19 protein-coding genes are annotated in these 17229 nt (G+C 66.7%); 8 read left to right on the top strand and 11 right to left on the bottom strand.

Annotation, left to right across the window (positions count from 1 at the left end; genetic code table 11):
- Positions 1-26 precede the first annotated feature (26 nt).
- The 3 genes from IWX65_RS05625 to IWX65_RS05615 form a co-directional block, all read right to left on the bottom strand.
- The gene (locus tag IWX65_RS05625) at positions 27-632 is read right to left on the bottom strand and encodes a carboxymuconolactone decarboxylase family protein (RefSeq protein ID WP_196881467.1); all 606 of its coding nucleotides are present in this window, start codon (positions 630-632) and stop codon (positions 27-29) included.
- Complete coding sequence (locus IWX65_RS05620; RefSeq protein WP_334683681.1) at positions 625-1371, bottom strand: SDR family NAD(P)-dependent oxidoreductase; 747 nt, start codon at positions 1369-1371, stop codon at positions 625-627. The genes IWX65_RS05625 and IWX65_RS05620 overlap by 8 nt, the downstream gene beginning before the upstream one ends.
- 147 nt (positions 1372-1518) lie before the next feature.
- Positions 1519-2217 carry a GntR family transcriptional regulator gene (locus IWX65_RS05615; protein WP_196881465.1) on the bottom strand — a complete coding sequence of 233 codons (699 nt, stop codon included), beginning with the start codon at positions 2215-2217 and terminating at the stop codon, positions 1519-1521.
- Between the two features lie 148 nt (positions 2218-2365).
- Between IWX65_RS05615 and IWX65_RS05610 the strand changes: the two genes are divergently transcribed.
- Genes IWX65_RS05610 through IWX65_RS05600 form a run of 3 tightly spaced genes read left to right on the top strand, consistent with a single transcriptional unit; the run spans position 2366 to position 3441 of the window.
- Positions 2366-2824, top strand: coding sequence for a DUF3817 domain-containing protein (locus IWX65_RS05610; protein ID WP_196881464.1), 459 nt, complete (start codon positions 2366-2368; stop codon positions 2822-2824).
- A gap of 9 nt (positions 2825-2833) precedes the next feature.
- Entirely contained in the window at positions 2834-3175 is a 342-nt protein-coding gene (locus IWX65_RS05605) for a biopolymer transporter Tol (protein WP_196881463.1), read from the top strand.
- A complete protein-coding gene (locus IWX65_RS05600; RefSeq protein WP_334683680.1) occupies positions 3172-3441 on the top strand; it encodes a DUF3253 domain-containing protein in 270 nt (89 codons plus the stop codon). Before IWX65_RS05605 ends, IWX65_RS05600 begins: the two co-directional genes overlap by 4 nt.
- An 83-nt stretch (positions 3442-3524) precedes the next feature.
- Here IWX65_RS05600 and IWX65_RS05595 read toward each other — a convergent pair whose 3' ends face one another.
- On the bottom strand, positions 3525-4553 hold the full coding sequence (locus IWX65_RS05595) for an isopenicillin N synthase family dioxygenase (RefSeq protein WP_196881567.1): 1029 nt from the start codon (positions 4551-4553) through the stop codon (positions 3525-3527).
- Positions 4554-4760: 207 nt separating this feature from the next.
- Here IWX65_RS05595 and IWX65_RS05590 point away from each other — a divergent pair, with 207 nt between their 5' ends.
- The gene (locus IWX65_RS05590; protein WP_196881462.1) at positions 4761-5081 is read left to right on the top strand and encodes a putative quinol monooxygenase; all 321 of its coding nucleotides are present in this window, start codon (positions 4761-4763) and stop codon (positions 5079-5081) included.
- A 60-nt stretch (positions 5082-5141) separates the two neighbouring features.
- On the opposite strand, the gene IWX65_RS05585 is transcribed toward IWX65_RS05590, so the two are convergent.
- Positions 5142-5759 (bottom strand): GNAT family N-acetyltransferase, encoded by a 618-nt coding sequence (locus IWX65_RS05585; RefSeq protein ID WP_196881461.1) that lies wholly within the window; start codon positions 5757-5759, stop codon positions 5142-5144.
- 78 nt (positions 5760-5837) lie between these two features.
- On the opposite strand from IWX65_RS05585, the gene IWX65_RS05580 reads away from it, so the two are divergent.
- On the top strand, positions 5838-6800 hold the full coding sequence (locus IWX65_RS05580; RefSeq protein ID WP_196881460.1) for an alpha/beta hydrolase: 963 nt from the start codon (positions 5838-5840) through the stop codon (positions 6798-6800).
- Here IWX65_RS05580 and IWX65_RS05575 read toward each other — a convergent pair.
- From IWX65_RS05575 to IWX65_RS05560, 4 genes are read right to left on the bottom strand one after another with little or no spacing between them, the layout of a single operon-like run.
- Entirely contained in the window at positions 6797-7402 is a 606-nt protein-coding gene (locus IWX65_RS05575) for a dihydrofolate reductase family protein (RefSeq protein ID WP_196881459.1), read from the bottom strand. The two genes, IWX65_RS05580 and IWX65_RS05575, sit on opposite strands and share 4 nt — an antisense overlap.
- Positions 7399-8271, bottom strand: coding sequence for an alpha/beta fold hydrolase (locus IWX65_RS05570; RefSeq protein ID WP_196881458.1), 873 nt, complete (start codon positions 8269-8271; stop codon positions 7399-7401). The genes IWX65_RS05575 and IWX65_RS05570 overlap by 4 nt, the downstream gene beginning before the upstream one ends.
- The gene (locus tag IWX65_RS05565) at positions 8268-9134 is read right to left on the bottom strand and encodes an SDR family NAD(P)-dependent oxidoreductase (protein WP_196881457.1); all 867 of its coding nucleotides are present in this window, start codon (positions 9132-9134) and stop codon (positions 8268-8270) included. Before IWX65_RS05565 ends, IWX65_RS05570 begins: the two co-directional genes overlap by 4 nt.
- Positions 9131-10696 carry a flavin-containing monooxygenase gene (locus IWX65_RS05560; protein ID WP_196881456.1) on the bottom strand — a complete coding sequence of 522 codons (1566 nt, stop codon included), beginning with the start codon at positions 10694-10696 and terminating at the stop codon, positions 9131-9133. Before IWX65_RS05560 ends, IWX65_RS05565 begins: the two co-directional genes overlap by 4 nt.
- A gap of 69 nt (positions 10697-10765) precedes the next feature.
- On the opposite strand from IWX65_RS05560, the gene IWX65_RS05555 reads away from it, so the two are divergent.
- Positions 10766-11800, top strand: coding sequence for an AraC family transcriptional regulator (locus IWX65_RS05555; RefSeq protein WP_196881455.1), 1035 nt, complete (start codon positions 10766-10768; stop codon positions 11798-11800).
- Positions 11801-11902: 102 nt separating this feature from the next.
- Positions 11903-12220 (top strand): DUF6457 domain-containing protein, encoded by a 318-nt coding sequence (locus tag IWX65_RS05550; protein WP_196821453.1) that lies wholly within the window; start codon positions 11903-11905, stop codon positions 12218-12220.
- 69 nt (positions 12221-12289) lie between these two features.
- Here IWX65_RS05550 and IWX65_RS05545 read toward each other — a convergent pair whose 3' ends face one another.
- The gene (locus IWX65_RS05545) at positions 12290-13681 is read right to left on the bottom strand and encodes an MFS transporter (RefSeq protein ID WP_334683679.1); all 1392 of its coding nucleotides are present in this window, start codon (positions 13679-13681) and stop codon (positions 12290-12292) included.
- A gap of 148 nt (positions 13682-13829) precedes the next feature.
- On the bottom strand, positions 13830-16214 hold the full coding sequence (locus tag IWX65_RS05540; RefSeq protein ID WP_196881454.1) for an FdhF/YdeP family oxidoreductase: 2385 nt from the start codon (positions 16212-16214) through the stop codon (positions 13830-13832).
- Between the two features lie 262 nt (positions 16215-16476).
- On the opposite strand from IWX65_RS05540, the gene IWX65_RS05535 reads away from it, so the two are divergent.
- Positions 16477-17214, top strand: coding sequence for a glutamine amidotransferase (locus IWX65_RS05535; protein ID WP_196881453.1), 738 nt, complete (start codon positions 16477-16479; stop codon positions 17212-17214).
- Positions 17215-17229 lie beyond the last annotated feature (15 nt).

Genomic DNA, 17229 nt, shown 5'->3' with positions numbered 1-17229 from the left:
TCTGGCGCTGGTCAGGGAGTGGAGTTTCAGGGCCCGGTGCCCGGCGCCGGGACGTCCCCGGCCGCGAGCAGGCCGGCGAGCATACGGTAATAGCCCACCAGGAGTGATAGCTCAGCGACTCCGGCGTGTCCGAAGTGCGAGAGCACGGAAGCGTGGACGTCGTCGCTGACGGTGGTGCCGTGCAGGAGCACCTTCGTCAGGTCGAGGGCGGCTCGCTCCGCGGCGGTCAGGGTGGGCGGCACATCGCCTCTCTTGAGGTGCTCGAGTTCCGCCTCGGTGATTCCCACGGTCGCTGCCACCAGGCTGTGGGCGTACCACTCGTAGGCCGAGTCGAGGTCCGCGGATATGGCACAGATGACGAGCTCGCGCAGCCGCCCGTCAAGGGCGCCTCCGAAGCGGAGCACGGCGCCCAGTGCCTGGACGGCGTCGCCGATGGCGGGGGAGTGGAGCAGCGCGTTGAACGGACCGGCAAGCGCGCCGTCGTCGTACACCATGGTGAACGGGCCATTGCCGCGGGGCGGGCCGGCGATCGCGTCGTAGACGCTGCGTTGCTCAGCGGACAGTTCGGCGGGTGTCAGCAGCGGGAACCTCCCGCCCGTAGGCCGGTCTGTGCTTTTCGCGGAGTCAGACAAGGGTTCGTCCCCCGTCCACGTAGAGGACGTGGCCGGTGACGAATGCTGCCTGCCGCGATGCAAGGTAGAGCACGGGACCGGTGAGGTCGTCGACGGTGCCGAGCCGGCCTGCGGGAACCATGCCCGTGTAGTGGTCGCGCACCCCCGGACGGTCGAGGAAGGAGCCCGTCAGGGCAGTCTCCACGTACCCGGGCGCGATGGCGTTGACCGTCACTCCGCTGGATGCCCACTCTCGCGCCATGACGCGGATCAGCTGATTCAGGCCGCCCTTGGTCGCTGCGTAGGGGCCATGATCGGGATGGGCAAGCAGGCTGGAGACGGATGAGCAGTAGATCTGGCGGCCACGGCGGGCGTTGACCATGATCCGGCCTGCTGCCCGACCGAGCCGGAAGGCACTGGACAGGTTGACGTCGAGGATTCTGTCCCAGTCCTCGTCCGTGGTCTCGAGGATGGGCACGCGGTTATTGATGCCGACGGCGTGAACCAGGACGTCGAGGCCGCCCAGTTCCGTCTCGGCGGCGCGCACTGCCTGCTCGCAGCCTTTCGAGCTCGTGAGGTCGACGGCGATGGTGCCGGCGTGCCCGGTGAAGGCAGCGAGGCGTTCCTCGTCCCGGTCGGCGACGAGGACGCTCGCTCCTTCGTCCAGGAACGCCTGAACGCAGGCTGCTCCGATCCCGCCGGCTCCGGCGACCAGAACACGTTGACCCTTCAATCCAAGCCAGTCAGTCAAGGCGAACATCTCCAGTCCGATTCTTTACGCCGCGCCGGCGCGGAAACCCGTCATTGGATTTCTTTGGATACTGTATACAATCCTGATTCGGAACGTAACCCTCGTCACACAACTGTAATGCAATCGGCTCCCTGTCGACAGGTCGCCGAAGCAGGACTACGCCGGATCGGTGGTGCGGGACGGAGCATCATCCAGGAAGGTCCGCAGGGCTTCGATAGCGTGCTCGCGGTGCTCGTCGAGCCGCCGAATCAGCTTGTCCGCATCCTGCTCGGCGAACGCCTCGATGATCAGGGCGTGCTCATGCTCCACCCTCGAACGGTTCGCCTCAGCCCCGTAATAGACGAAGCGGTAGGCATCGGTCGCGTCCCACAGGATCTTGATCATCCGCTCCAGGCGCGGCATGCCGGCCGCCTCCACCAGCACGAAGTGGAATCGCCGATTGGCCTCGGTCATCTTCAGCAGGTCACCTGCCGCGCTCGCCGTCTCCACCTCTCCGGCAGCCGTTTCCAGCTCCTCGAGGACGCTGCTGTTCGGTTTGCCGGCGAGTGCAACCCGGGTGGCCTCCGCTTCGAGGAGTTGCCGGATCCGGTAGACCTCCAGGAGGTCCGTGAGGGAAAGGGTTGCCACTTTGTGCCCCCGGTGGGGTTCGTAGTGGACCTGGCCCTCGCTCTCGAGGATCTTGAATGCTTCACGCAGCGGTACCCGGCTGACGCCGAAACGTTCGGCGAGGGCGTCCTGCCGGAGGGGCTGCCCTGGGAGGAACTCACCGGCGATAATGGCCCGCCGGAGCTCTGCAAGGACGAAGGCCTGTGCGGTCGGCGGGCGTTTGGAGCTTCCCGCGGCACTGTTGGTCACGAAACGGGCCCACTTCCTTCAGCTCTCACCGTTGGAATTCTAGCGGGACGCGCTTTCGTTTGTTCGGGGACCGCCGTTCCGGACCGGATCGGGCTGCCCGGAGAGTGCGATATTTTGGGAATGTCCTTACCTCGATCCCGGAGAATCCATGAACCCGCGTACCCTGTTCCGCACCGTCGCCGTAGCCGAGGCGCTGACTTGGGCCTTCCTGCTGACGGGCATGTTCTTCAAATACATCACCCGGACCACCGAGGCCCTCGTTCCACCGGCCGGCGCCCTCCACGGGTTCGTCTTCCTCTGCTTCCTCGCCAGCACCGCGTTCGTCTGGATCAATCAGCGGTGGTCCCTCGGCACGGCGCTCCTGGGCTTCGCCTCGGCGGTTATTCCCTTCGCTACGGTTCCCTACGAACGGTGGCTGGAGCGCAAAGGACAACTGGACGGCACGTGGCGCCTGGCCCCGGGCGGCGAGGTTCCAGGGAACCTGGCCGAAAAGCTGCAGGCCGGGGTGCTGCGCGCTCCGGTCGTCGCGGCTTTCATAGCAGTGGCGGGCATCGCGGTGGTGTTCACCCTCCTGCTGATCGTCGGCCCTCCCGTTCCGTCGAGCTGAGGACTCGCCATGACTGCGGACCTGGACCTCGCCGCCACTTCCGACGATGACCGGTACTTCCGCCACAGCGGGCGCCGGTGGCGGAAAACCGATCCCAGTATCCCGGAGCCCATCAGGGCCCGGCTCGTTTCCCACCTCGGCAGGGGCCGCTCAGGTGTCCGCAACTCGAAGAACGACGACGACGGCGTGGCCCTCCGCGCCGCACGCGCCACGGTGCAGCTCGCCAAGGAAGGACTGGGGGAGCGGGGGACCGCGTGGTGGGACCAGTCGCCGCAGGAGCGGCGCGGCCGCTGGGAAAAGGCGCTTCAGGAGCTGGACCGGCCATCGACAGACAGGTCGGATGGGCGATGACAGAGATGGCGATGTCGGCCGGGTCGGCCCGGTTGCGTTCCGAGATCCTCCGGATCGCCGAACACCGGGGAACGGGCAAGACACTGTGTCCTTCGGAGGCAGCCCGCAGTATCGGCGGAGAGAACTGGCGTGCGCTGATGCCCGAGGCCCGGCGCATCGCCTTCGTTCTGGCGCGGGAGGGTGCCGTTCAGGTCACCCAGCGAGGAGAGGAAGTGTCAGAGGGCGTTCGGGGTCCGATCCGCATCCGGTGGGTCGAGCCGTCTTGAGGTCCCGTGTCGGGTAAGCGGGCTGACAAGGAACGTGCCTGACCCACTCGTCGTCCGACCAGGAGCCCGGGCTGCAGCCCGGACTACCCGGCAGCGAGTTCGGGGTGGTGAAGGCCTGCTACGTCCGGGTGGGCGCGCATCCGTCCCTTCAGCATGTTCGAACCGTAGGACGCGAGCATGGGGTTGTCCGGATCATCCGAGATGCCGCGCGCGTTGGCCTTCAGCTCGGGAGCCAGCGGCACAGGGTCGATGACGGCGTCGAGCCGGGGGGACCAGAAGAACGGGACCGCGTAGCGGTCGACGCCGGGCGGCGGGGACTGCACACGGTGGATGGTTGCGGCAAGGTAGCCTTCGGTGGCTACCTCGAGCATCTCTCCCAGATTGACGACGAGCGCCCCCGGGATGGGTTCCACCGGCACCCAGGCGTCGGTTCCCAGGGGGAGTACCTCGAGCCCGCCCACTTCGTCCTGCAGCAGCAGGGTCACGAATCCGTAGTCGGCGTGTGCGCCGACGCCCTGGTTGCCTGTCTCCTGCGCTCCGCCACCCACGTAGTGGACCAGCTTCGCCATCCAGGCCGGTGCCTCTTCGAACGGCTCTGCAAAGTAGTCCTCGGGGAGTTGGAGCGCGACGGCGATCGCAGAGAGCAGCTCGGCTCCCACTCCCGACATCAGGTCCGCCCACTGCATCGCGGCGTCCTCGAGCTCGGGCAGGATGTCCCGTGGCCACAGGTTCGGTCCCTGGAGCAGCCAGTAGGGCTCGTCCTCGGGGTAGCTTTCCAGGGCGGGACGCTCGGGTGAGAAGTCGATCTGTTCGCGGGCGTCAGGGCGTCCCTTCGTCACTTCGGTGCCCAACCTGGCGTAACCGCGGAAGTGCGCGGATGTCCGGTTGTCCAGTGTGAGGCGGTCCTCCAATGGCAGGTCGAAGAACTGCTTCGTCACGCTGAACAGGGAGTCCACCTGCGATTCCGCTGCCCCATAGTTGGTGAGCTGGAAAAAGCCGACGGTGTGGGCGGCCTCGCGGAGCTCGTCGATGAACTCGGGGTTGAATGTTCCATCGGCAAGGCGGGCGGAGCTGAGATCAAGGATGGGGATCGAACCCTGGTTGTGCTGCATGCGCAGGAGACTACCCCTGTTCACCGACCCGCCTCCGGTTTGCGTTACGCAGTGTTTCTTCCTTGACCCTTCCTTACGAAGTAGCACTTCTCCGGGTGCGTCGTCGTGCCGTTTCCCGACGACGGCGGACCTGACCAAAACCGGAGAAACCTTATACGTTTGAGGAACGAGCTTCGTCAGTAGTGTCCAACAGGAAGGCGTTCCCGCATGATCTTCATCGTCGTCAAATTCAACGTCAAGCCCGAATGGAGCGATCGCTGGATCGCCCTCACCAAGAATTTCACTGAATCCACCCGCCAGGAGCCCGGCAACCTGTGGTTCGACTGGTCCCGCAGCGTGGAGGACCCCAACCGCTTCGTGCTCGTCGAAGCCTTCGCGGACGACGCCGCCGAAGCACACGTGAACAGCGACCACTTCTCACAGGCGATGCAGGACATGCCGCAGGCCCTGGTCGAGACGCCGGAGATCATCAGCGAGCGCATCGGTGCTGGCGGCTGGGGCCGGATGGGCGAACTCAGCGTCCCCTGATTCCTGCCGACGCCGGCAATTCCTGCCGACGCCGACCAGCCCTTCCAGAACCGGGTGGACCTAGCCGACGCTGCCCGAACCGGCGGCGGGAAGCGACCTCTCGAGGATGAAGTCATCCTCGAACCGGTCGCCGAGCTGGAACCGTTTGACGCCGACCCGTCCGAAGCCGCACCTGTCGTAGAAGCGGATGGCGCGGTGGTTCTCCTGATTGACGCCGAGCCAGATTCCGGGAAAGCCGCTGCGGGAGGCGTGGGCAAGCGTTTCGCGCATCAACGCACCTGCTGCGCCCCGCCCGTGGTTGTCCGGGTGGACGTAGAACTTGCTGAGCTCCATGACCGGGGAGAGCGTCAGCGCGGCGAGTACATCGGGATCGGTCGGCTGGGTGCGCACCAGCATGCTGTAGCCGCCCAGCCTCCCGTACCCGTCGGGGCTACCCTCCGGAACGCCGGTCTCACGGATGCACAGCACTGTCCGGTCCGGGTCCTCCAGGTACTCGATGAACCGCTCCGCCGAGAGATGGTTCGCGAGGAAGTGCTCGATGTCGGCCGGCCGCGAATCGGGCGGGCACGCCAGCGGAAACGTCACCGCGGCACATTCGGCGAGGGCGACGGCGTCGTTCGGGGTTGCTTCGCAGATGGTCTGCTGCCCGGTTCCGGGGGTCCCGGTAACGAAAGTCATCGCCTAAACGTATAGCGCCCGGGCAGCACGGGAGGGCATACGATCGGGAAACTACGTTGTATTGCGAAAGGATCCTCCATGCCTGCAGGGCCAGAGACCGACGACATCCTCGGGTCGGACTACGCGGCGCGGACCCTCTTCCTGAAGCCCGACGCCGAGGGCGACGTCGTGGCGACGCTGGTACGGCGGAGGGGCGGCGCGGGGAGCGCCCGGGCCGTGCTCTATGTCCACGGCTTCGTCGACTACTTCTTCCAGACCCACCTGGCTGACGCGTGGGTGGCGGCCGGCTACGATTTCTACGCCCTCGACCTGCGGAAATACGGCAGGTCGACGCTCGGACACCAGACGCCGAACTACATCACCTCGCTCGAGGAATATGACGAGGAGCTCGACGAGGCAGCGCGGATCATCCGGGACGACGACGGCCACAGCGTGCTGGCCGTCATGGGTCATTCGACCGGCGGCCTCATCGCGAGCCTGTGGGCGAACCGGCGCAGGGGCCGGGGCATCGTCGACGCGCTGGTCCTCAACAGCCCGTGGTTCGACCTGAACGCAAGCCTGTTCCAGCGGACGATCGGAACGGCGGCCGTGCACCGGCTGGGGACCCTCCAACCCCGGAGGCAGGTGAGCAGCCTCGGCCCGGCCTACGGGCGCTACCTTCATGCCGATTCCGGGGGCTCCTGGCAGTACGATCTCGCGTGGAAGCCGCATGGGGGCTTCCCTGTCCTTGCGGGTTGGCTGAGGGCCATCCGGCGCGGACATGCCGAGCTCGCGCGGGGACTGCGCATCGACTGCCCGGTGTTCGTGGCGTGTTCGGACGCGAGTTCCTCCCCTCTCAAGGAACCCGGGAGGATCGATTCCACCGACGTCGTGCTGAATGTCTCGCATATCGCGCGCGGTGCGGTGAAGCTGGGGCGGTCGGTGATGCTCGTTCGGGTGCAGGGCGGCATCCATGACCTTGCGCTGTCCCCAGAGCCTGCGCGCTCGGAATTCTTCGGGGAGCTGATGCGCTGGCAGGCAGGATACGTTCCGGGAGGTTAGGACGCGGGCCGCACTTCCTGGACTGCCGGCACTTCCTGAATTGCCGGTACCCGCGCGACGTCGTACACCAGGTGCGCGAACTGGCCCCGCTGTTCTGCCGACCGAAGGGTCAGCCGGTCCGACCCGACCCGACGGGGGAGGAGCGGCGCTCCTGAGGCCAGCGCGGCGGGAGCCACGAAGAGCTGGATCTCGTCGAGCAGTCCGGCGTCGAGGAACTGCCCTGCAAGGTCACCGCCGCCCACTACCCAGATGTCCTTCCCTGCCGCCGCTGCCTGCAGGGTCGGGAAGAACTCGTGTACCGGCCCGCTCACGCAGTGGACATCCGCGCCGGCCGGCACGGGGAGATCACGGCTCGTGAAGACGAACGTCGGCCGGTCGCCGTAGTACTCCCGCCACTTCCCGGGGTTCTCGAGCAATCGCTCTTCCCGAAGCACCCACTCGTAGGTGGTGGAGCCCTCGACCAGGACGCCGACTCCCGCCATAAAGTCCAGGTGGTCCTGCGGATCCGGGGAGTCGACGGCGAACAGCCAGTCGAGCGAGTTCGACGCGTCGGCGATGTACCCGTCGAGTGTGGTTGCGGTGCTGAAGATCGTCCGAGTCATGAGAGGGCCTCCACGTCGCCGATGAACTCCCGCACCAGAGTACCGAACTCCGCTTCCCGCTCGATCTGGGGCATGTGCCCGCACTGCGGAAAGACGGCGAACCGCGCGTGCGGAAATGCCGACCGTGCGGTGTCCAGGTGCGACGCCGGGAGGACCCGGTCTTCAGCGCCCCACACCACGAGCGTCGGTTTGTCCTGCGCGGCGACGGCAGGCAGGAGCCTGTTCCGCCAGCGTCGCCGCACTCCGCGGAACGTCCCGAGGGAATGCGCGACGGCGAGCAGGACGTCGTCGTGCCCAGGGTTCGCTCCTACCTTCATCGCATGGCCGAGCCGCTCCTCGGTGACGAACCTGCGGTCGTGGAAGAGCGCGCGCTCGGTACGGTACGCGTTGTCGCGGGACTTGTTCTTCAGCAGGCGCCTGCCCACGGGCCGGACGGACAGGACCCGCAACGCCAGGATGACCTCGCGCCCGAACCCTGCGCTGTTCGCGAGGATCAGGCTCCTCACGCGCCCCGGCGCGAGGACGCTCAGCTGCATGGCGACCGCGCCGCCCAGCGAATTGCCGACCAAGTGCACCGGGCGGTGCTCCCCGAGTACATCGAGGGCCGCGAGGATGAACCGGGCCAGGGACTCCAGTGTGTACTTTTCCGCGATCCGCTCGGACAGGCCGAAGCCCGGCAGGTCGATGCTGAGCACGCGATGATCCGGGGCAAGGCGGCCGTAAAGCCCTTCCCAGTCCTCGAGGCTGCGTCCGATTCCATGAAGGAGCAGCACAGGGGGGCTGGGGCGGTCACCGGTGTCCCGGCACCGGACGCGGACCCCGCTGACCGTCAGCAGGGCGTCCGTCGAGCGATCGGCTCCAGTGCTCACCGGAACCTTCCCCTGCTCTTTCGCCCGTTCGACCGGGCGGCCGCCTTGATTGCCCAGCGCTCGAAAGTGCCGAAGGAACCGGGGGCGATCCGGGCGATGATGTCGGGAATCCTGGCGCTCGCCCCGATCAGCAGGCGATGCCTGCGGTGTTGGACGGCGTGGAGGATGAGTTCGGCGGCCCTGTCCGCGGGAAACGTCAGAAGGCGGTTGAATTCCTGCTTCGACTTCTCCTGCTCGGCAGTGGAAAGTCCGCCTGCAACCCGTGCGTTCAGGGCGATTCCTGTCTTCACGCCGCCCGGATGGACGCTCGTGACCCCGATGCCCCGAGGGCCCAGCTCGTTGCGCAGTGCCTCGGTGAACCCGCGGATCGCGAACTTGCTCGAGGAGTACGCCGTCTGGCCCCTGGGTGCCACGAGTCCGAAGAGGCTCGATACGTTGACCAGGTGCCCGCCCGGACCGATCCGGGGGAGCAGGTAGTGGGTCAGAAGGACGGGCGCGCGGAAGTTGACGTTCAGGACCCAGTCGAAATCGTCGAGCGCTATCTGCTCGAACCGCCCCGCCAATGCCACTCCGGCGTTATTGATGAGCAGGGAGATGGACGGTGTCGATTCGAGGATGTCCTCGGCGAGGGCAACGACGGCGGCGCCGTCCGACAGGTCCACGACGTGCGTCCCGACGGTCTGCGAAGGGAACACCGACCGGATGGAGGCTGCGACGGCGTCGAGCTTGCCGCCGTCGCGGTCGACCAGGATGAGGGCGCAGCCGCGCTCGGCGAGCCCGCGGGCGAGGTGCTCGCCCATGCCTCCGGCGGCACCGGTGACCACTGCCGTGCCGCCCGTGAAGGTGAAAGGGGGAAGGCTCATGGGACAAGCTCCTGAACGTCGGGGCGGTTGGGTTCGAGCGCGGTGGAATCGGGTGCGTCGGCAGGGGCGCTTGCCGGCGCCCTTGCCGCAGCCCCTGCGGGTGCATCGAAGGCCATGTCAGTGGCGAGGTTGCTGAACAGGGCGGACGGCGCGTCCAGCAGGTAATTGTGCCGCATCACCCACGGTTGGCGTTTCCCCTGTTGGGGGAACGCGCCGGACCCCCGCTGCACATAGCCGGAAGTGAAATCAAGGATCGGCCGTCGGGTCATGCCGTCCCTGGCCGCGGGCGTCGCCGAGCGGTAGCCGTGCCTGTCCAGATAGTTGAGCAGCCGGCAGACGTAGCGGGAGCTGAGGTCCGCCCGCAGGGTCCAGGACGCATTGCTGTAGCCGAAGCACAGTGCGAGGTTGGGTACTCCGCTGGTCATCAGACCGCGGTAGACCCAGGTCTCCCCGAGGTCCACTCGCTTTCCATCCACGGTGAAGGTCGCGCCGCCGAGCGGCAGCATCGACAGCCCGGTGGCAGTGACCACGACGTCGGCGTCGAGCTCCCGTCCCGAGGACAGGCGGATGCCTCGCGGGGTGAACGTCTCGATGGTGTCGGTCACCACTGACGCTTCCTCCGTTTTCAGGGCGCGGAAGAAGTCGGCGCTCGGGGCGATGCACAGCCGCTGGTCCCAGGGGTTGTACCGGGGGACGAAGTTGTCCTTCACCACCTGATCGTTCCCGAGGATGTCCGTCACCTGCTTGCGGAGGAATTTCTTCGCGAGCTCCGGCTGACGCCTGCACAGCTGGTAGAAAGCCTGCGTGACCAGGACGTTCTTCGCCCGCGCAAGGCGGTGAGCGGCCCCGGCGGGAAGGTACCTGCGCGCAGTGTCGGCGAATCTGTCACGTCCCGGTACGGCAAGGATGTAGGAGGGAGAGCGCTGCAGCATGGTGACAGAGGCGGCGTCACGGGCCAGAGAGGGCACGAGCGTGATGGCAGTGGCACCGCTGCCGATCACGACCACGCGCTTCCCCGTGTAGTCGAGGTCCTCCGGCCAGAACTGCGGCCGGACCACTTCGCCCTGGAAGTCCCCGATGCCGGGGAAGGCCGGCTCATGGCCGCGGGCGTAGTCGTAGTAACCGGTGCACGAGTAGAGAAATCCGCAGGTCATCGACCTGCGGATTTTATCGCCGTCCTCGCTCGTTACGTCCAGCTCGAGGAGCCAGTGGGCCTCCGCCGAGGACCACGCCGCGCTGACCAGCCTGGTACTGAGGCGGATGTTGTCCCCGATGCCCGTGTCGGCGGCAGTTTCGTGGATATAGCTCAGGATCGAGGCGCCGTCGGCAATGGACTTGGCGCCGGCCCAGGGACGGAAAGGGTAGCCCAGGGTGAACATGTCGGAGTCGGAGCGTATGCCGGGGTAGCGGAAGAGATCCCATGTTCCGCCGATCGACTGCCGGGCTTCGATCACCGCGAAGGTCTTGCCGGGGCACTCTGTCTTCAGGCGGTAGGCCGCTCCGACACCGGAGAGGCCGGCGCCCACGATGACGACGTCGAGGTGTTCAGGATGTTGGGGCATCCTTCGATTATTTCCCAGACGCGCGGAGAGTACTTGACTCCGGGTGACAGGTATTTACCCTTGGACGACATGAGGTCATTTATCCGGTCGGCTGGAATCCGGGGATTCCGCTCCGTCGTCGAGGCGCACCAGGGCGACGCCGCGCTGCTCGCGGAGCGCTACGGCGTGGGCATCGAGGCGCTGGACTCCGACGACGTACTGGTATCCGACGCCGCCATGGGCCGGCTGCTCGAGGGTGCGGCCCGTGAACTCCCCTGTCCCGACCTCGGACTGCAGATGGCACTGCACCAAGACATCGGCATCCTCGGTCCGCTGGCCATCGCGGTGCAGAACGCACCGACGGTGGGTGGTGCCCTGGAGTGCGCGTCGCAGTTCCTGTTCGTGCACAGCCCGGTGCTCAGCTTCAGCATCGTCGCCGATCCCGAGGGTAGGCACGGTGAGGTGGGGCTGCGCTATGGATCGGCCGACGGCGGTGTTCCGCCCCGGCAGGGATCGGACGTGGGTCTCGCCTTCGTCCACCGGATGCTGCGGTTCCTGGTGGGCGGGCCGTACGGTCTGCACTCGGTGCATCTGCCGCACCGGCCGCTGGCCCCGTCGTCGCGGTATACCGCCTTCTTCGGTGCCGAAGCGCGGTTCCAGCAGGAATCGGCACTGCTCCGGGTTCCACGCAGCCTCCTCGACCGCCCCCTGACAGGCGTTGACGAGGCACTCCGCGAAATCGCCCTGACGTATCTCCAGGCACGTTTTCCGGAGCCGGGACGCACCCTCGCGCCGCAGGTCCGGGTCGCGATCGACCGATCGCTCGGTTCCGCTCCGGCGCGCATCGAGTCCACGGGCCGCCTGCTGGGAATGCACCCCCGGACGGTCCAGCGGAAGCTGGCTGCTGAAGGGACATCGTTCGGAATCCTGCTCGACGACGCCCGGCGCGAGTCGGCACTGCGGCTCATCACGCGGACCGATCTTCCCTTCGTGCAGATCGCCGCGCTCGTGGGGTTGTCCGAACAGTCGGCACTGACCCGATGTGCGCGGCGGTGGTTCGGGGCGACGCCGCGCACGGTCCGGGCGCAGGGCAGCGCTGCCGATCCGGAAGCGGGAGCGCCCTGAGCCGGGGCGGTCCGACCTCGGGTGCGAGCGGAATTCCATTGTGCCCCACGCCCGCTGATGCTATTCCTTGAAGGAGAACCCAGTGCCAACGGAGGAGAAGCAATGACCGTCAATATCGATGCCGAGGAACACGAGCTCAGCGAATGGAGCCGGAAGCTCACTCAGGCGCTGCAGATCCTGGACCTCGAGGTGGACCACGAGAAGATCGTCGAGGTCGTCGAGCGGTCGCGGTCCGTATCGCCGAACGCCGGAGCCATCAGCGCATTCCTCGTCGGCTATGCCGCGGGTTCATCGCCCACCAGGGGCCGCAGGGGATCGGACGCGGCCGTGCAGAAAGCATCGGCAACGGTCCTCGAAATCGCGACGCGGAATCCGGGTGACGGCCAGGAGCAGGCAGGCTGGACCGGCTCCGCCCAGTAGCCGGTCCGCCCGCCGGTAGGGAGCCCCCTGTGCAGCAGTGGCTCCCTGCCGCCGAGGGCCGGGTGCCTGTCAGCGGAACCGCAGCGCAGTCCAGGCGAGTACGGTCACCACCAGGACCATGGCGCAGAGCCCCAGTCCCGCATAGCCCACGAGGGTGAGGACCGGCCCTGCCAGCGCACCGCCCAGGGCGCCTGCGGAATTCATGAGCAGGTCCGATGAGCCCTGTACCGCAGCACGCTCCTCGAGGGGGACGGAGTCGGCGAGGAGGGTGGAACCTGCCACCACCGAAGCCGACCAGCCCAGGCCCAGCAGGATCAGGCTGGCGGTCACGGCAGCCTGCGACTCCGCCCCGATCCAGGCGAGGAACAGTGCTCCGAGCAGCAGGACCTGTCCCAGGACGATGGTCCGGATGCGGCCTGCCCGGTCGGAGAGCCAGCCGAAGAGGGGCGACAGGCCGTACATTCCCGCCACGTGGAGGCTGATGGTCAGGCCGACGATTCCCAGGGTCGCGCCGTGGTCGTGAAGGTGGACGGGAGTCATGGACATCAACGCGACCATGGTGGAGTGACTGATGGCAATGCTGGCCACGGCGTACCGGGCTGTCGGGTTACGTCGAAGGACCACGAGTCCACGCGGGCCGTGACGCTTCGCACCTGCAGCGCTGCCGCGGGAGGCCGCGGGGTCGGGACCCCCGTCCCCGGCCACGTCGGCTCCCAATTCCGACACGCCGGCGCTTGTGCTGGCGTTTCCGCCGGCGTCGGCACTTCCACTGCCGCCCGGAGTCCCGGCACCCGCGGTCGATGCAGCGACCACGCCTGCGTGCGTTGTGTTTCGACCGAGCGCGGTGAGCAGCGGGTCGGGGCGAAGACCCACCGCGTAGACGATCGCCGCTCCCGCCTGCGCGGCGATGGAGAACAGGAAGCCGCCGCTGAGAGCGGGCAGGCCGAGGACGGCGGCGACGGCCTGGCCCGGTTCGAAGAGGTTGGGGCCGAGGACCGCGCCCACCGTCGTGGACCACACGACGATCGAGAGGTCCCGCCCCCGGGTGCCGGAGGCGGCGAGGTCGGTTGCGGCGAAGCGCGCCTGGAGGCTCGTGGCTCCACCGGCGCCGAGCAGTGCCAGGGACAGGAGAAGCAGCCAGAAAAGGGACAGCGACGCCGCTACGACTGCGAGTATCGCTCCTCCGCCGGCGATGGTGGCGCCCGTGGCCAGCGAGACCCGCCGTCCACGATTGCGGGCGAGGGTTGCAAGCGGGACCGCCGCGGTCGCTGCACCAAGGGTGCTCATGGTGGCGGCCATGCCGGACCATGCACTCGAACCGGACGTCTCGGCAGCGAGCAGGGCACCCAGAGAAAGGGTTGCGCCCATGCCGATTCCACCAAGGATCTGCGCGAACACCAGGACGGAAAGAACCTTGCGCTGTACGGGATCGCGCGGCGTACTGGCCTTGCGTCCGCTCACCCTCGTGCCTGCCTTGCCTCGACCGCTGGAACCTGCCGCTCAGGCGGGCAGGTTCCAGCAGTCTATAAGCCGGGTACCGCTCGGCGTCGGGATCTATTGTGCCGAGGTGCCGAAGCCCCGTCCGTTTCCGGGACAGGCACCACTTCCCTCAGACGCCGACCGTTTCCGTCCGGGTTCCGGGAGCTTCCGAAGGTTTCCGGGCGAGGAAGGTGAAGTCCTCCTTGTCCGTGGAGGTATCGACTGCCGGCGTGAGGCGCACGATGATCTGCTTCGACACCGGCGTGTTGCTGCCGTCGGCCACATGTTCGAGGGGCACCAGGACATTGGCCTCGGGATAGTAGGCAGCAGCACAGCCGCGCGGGGTGGGATACGACACCACGCGGATCTTGCTCCACACCCGGTCCACGCCGTCCTCGTAGATGCCGTGCAGATCCACGTTCTGGCCATCCTCGAGGCCCAGTTCGACGATATCCTCGGGATTGACCATCACCACGTGGCGGCCCTTCTTGATGCCGCGGTAGCGGTCGTTGTGGCCGTAGATGGTGGTGTTCCACTGGTCATGGGAGCGAAGGGTCTGGAGGATCAGCGTCCCTTCCGGCCGTTCGAGGGACTCGAGGGCGTTCACGGTCAGCACGGCCTTGCCCGTGGGTGTGTTGAAGGTCCGTGAGTCCCGCGGCCCATTGGCGAGCACGAAGCCGCCTTCCTGCCGGATCCTCGTGTTGTAGTCCTCACACCCTTCGACCACACGGGAGATGTGGTCGCGGATGAGGTCGTAGTCCTTCTCGAAGCCGGCCCAGTCGGCGTCGAGCTTGTTGCCGAGAGTAGCCAGCGCGAGCCGACTGACAATGGCCGGCTCCGAAAGCAGTGTGGGGGCTACGGGCTCCACGCTGCCCCACGAGGGGTGGACGGCACAGACGGTGTCCTCGACGGAGACGAATTGCTCGCCGGTCTCCTGGATGTCGATCTCGGTGCGGCCCTTGCAGGGCAGGATCAGCGCCTCCTTGCCCGTGATGAGGTGGGACCGGTTGAGCTTGATGGAAATCTGGGCCGACATCTCGAGGTTCTCCATGGCAGCCGAAGCCATGGTGGTGTCCGATACCGCCGAGACCAGGTTGCCGCCGAGAGCCACCAGCACCTTGATGTCACCATCGCGCATCCGCAGGATCGACTCGACGACGTCGGCTCCGTGCTTCCGCGGTGGTGAGAAGCTGAACTCCTTGCCCAGGGCGTCCATGAACGTAGGAGGCATCTGCTCCCAGATGCCCATGGTGCGGTCACCCTGGACGTTGCTGTGGCCGCGGATGGGGGAGGCCCCCGCGCCCGGTTTGCCGATGTTGCCGCGAAGGAGGAGCAGGTTGATCATCTCCTTGATGGTCTCCACGCCCTTCTTCTGTTGCGTGATGCCCATGGCCCAGGTGATGATGACCCGTTCGGCAGCGAGGTACCGTGCGGCGAGCTCGTCGATTTCCTCAGTGCGGAGGCCGGTTGCCTCGAGGACCTCCTGTTCGTCCAGGTGGGACAGGTGCTCCTTGAGGTCCTCGAGTCCTTCGCAGTGCTTGTCGAGAAAATCGTGGTCGAGGACGGTGCCGGGGTTCTTCGCCTCGGCGTCGAGGACACGCTTGGAGACGGCCTGCAGCAGGGCCATGTCGCCGCCGAGCCGGATCTGGAGGAACTGGTCCGCGATTTCGGTGCCGTGGCCGATGATGCCCTTCACCTTCTGCGGATTCTTGTAACGCTTGAGACCGGCTTCGGGCAGTGGGTTGACGGCGACGATGTGACCGCCGGTCTCCTTGCATTCCTCGAGGGCCGTGAGCATGCGGGGATGGTTGGTACCAGGGTTCTGGCCCATGATGATGATCAGGTCGGCACGTTCGTAGTCGTCATACGTGACGGTCGCCTTGCCGATGCCGATGGTCTGGCCCATGCCCCAACCCGAGGATTCGTGGCACATGTTCGAGCAGTCCGGGAGGTTGTTGGTGCCGAAACCGCGGGCAAACAGCTGGTAGAGGAATGCGGCCTCGTTGGAGGTGCGGCCGCTCGTGTAGAAGGCGGCTTCGTCGGCCGAATCGAGGCTCTGGAGCTTGTTCCCCAGAATGGAGAACGCCTCGTTCCAGCTGACGGGCCGGTAGTGGTCCTCGCCTGCCGGCTTGTAGACGGGTTCGGTCAGCCTGCCCTGCATGCCGAGCCAGTATTCGGTGCGCTCCTTCAGCTCGGTGATGGAGTGCTCAGCCCAGAACTCCGATGGGATGACTACCGGGGTGGCTTCCCAGGTGACGGCCTTCGCACCGTTTTCACAGAATTCGAAGGCCTTCCGCTTGTCGGGATCCGGCCAGGCGCAGCTGGGACAGTCGAAGCCGTGCTTCTGGTTCATCGCGAGCACGGTCTTCCGGGTGCGGTCGATGCCCATGTGCTCGATGGCGGGCTTCATCGAGTAATAGACGCCCGGCAGCCCTGCCGCCCAGTCCTTGGGCTCGTCCTCGACCTTGATGTCTTTCTCGTCGGGTTCCTTGACAGAAGGGTTTTCCTTGGCCATGGCGCACTTCCTTTTCCGCGCCAGCAGCGAAAACTGGTGGCGCCCGCTTGAAACAACTTCGCCTCGTAACTCAGGACTAACAGGACGGCGCCGGTGTCCGCAAGGTTTATTCGGTGAACGGCGCCGATTCTCACGCTGGTGGCACCAGCACACCTCCCGCTGATCAAGCACTTTTGGCGGCTTTGCCGGGGGGGAAGGCAGCCATAGGTGCTTAATCAGCGGGGGGGGGGGGGGGCGTGTTTCGACCAGTAGCATCGGACGGGTGAAACCGTTCCTCCTGCTTGCAACGCGCGCTGAAGACGCCGCAGCCGACGCCGAGTACTCGAGCTTCCTCCGGTTCGGCGGGCTCGACCCGCATTCGCTGCACCGCGTCCGTGCCGAGGCGGGCCCGCTGCCGACCATCGACCTGCACCGGTACTCCGGCATTCTCCTCGGCGGCAGTCCGTTCAATTCCTCCGATCCCGAGGCAGAGAAGTCGGACAACCAGCGCCGCGTGGAGGGCGAGCTGAACGAGCTCCTCCACCGCGTGGTGGCGATGGATTTCCCGTTCTTCGGAGCCTGCTACGGCGTAGGGACCCTCGGTCGTCACCAGGGAGCCGTGATCGACCGCACCTATGCCGAGCCCATCGGCGCCATCCGGATCTCCCTGACCAGCGACGGCGCTGTCGATCCGCTGCTCGCCGGGCTGCCTTCGGAGTTCGACGCATTCGTCGGTCACAAGGAAGCCTGCACCACGCTTCCCGCGGGGGCGGTGCTGTTGGCGTCGTCGGACACCTGCCCGGTTCAGATGTTCCGGGTGAAGCAGAACCTCTACGCGACGCAGTTCCACCCGGAGCTCGATGTGGAAGCGCTGGTGGGACGTATCGACACCTACCGCAATGCAGGCTATTTCCCGCCCGAGCAGGCCGACGCCTACATGGAACGGACACGGGCGAGTCGTGTCGACCAGCCCTCACGGATCCTCGGCACCTTCGTGGAGCGGTACGCGCGGGACAGCTAGCGCCGGCAGCTGCGC

It is taken from the genome of Arthrobacter sp. CAN_A214 (assembly GCF_015751955.1).
Taxonomy (GTDB): Bacteria; Actinomycetota; Actinomycetes; order Actinomycetales; family Micrococcaceae; genus Arthrobacter_D.
This window is presented reverse-complemented; position numbering and strand designations above follow the sequence as displayed.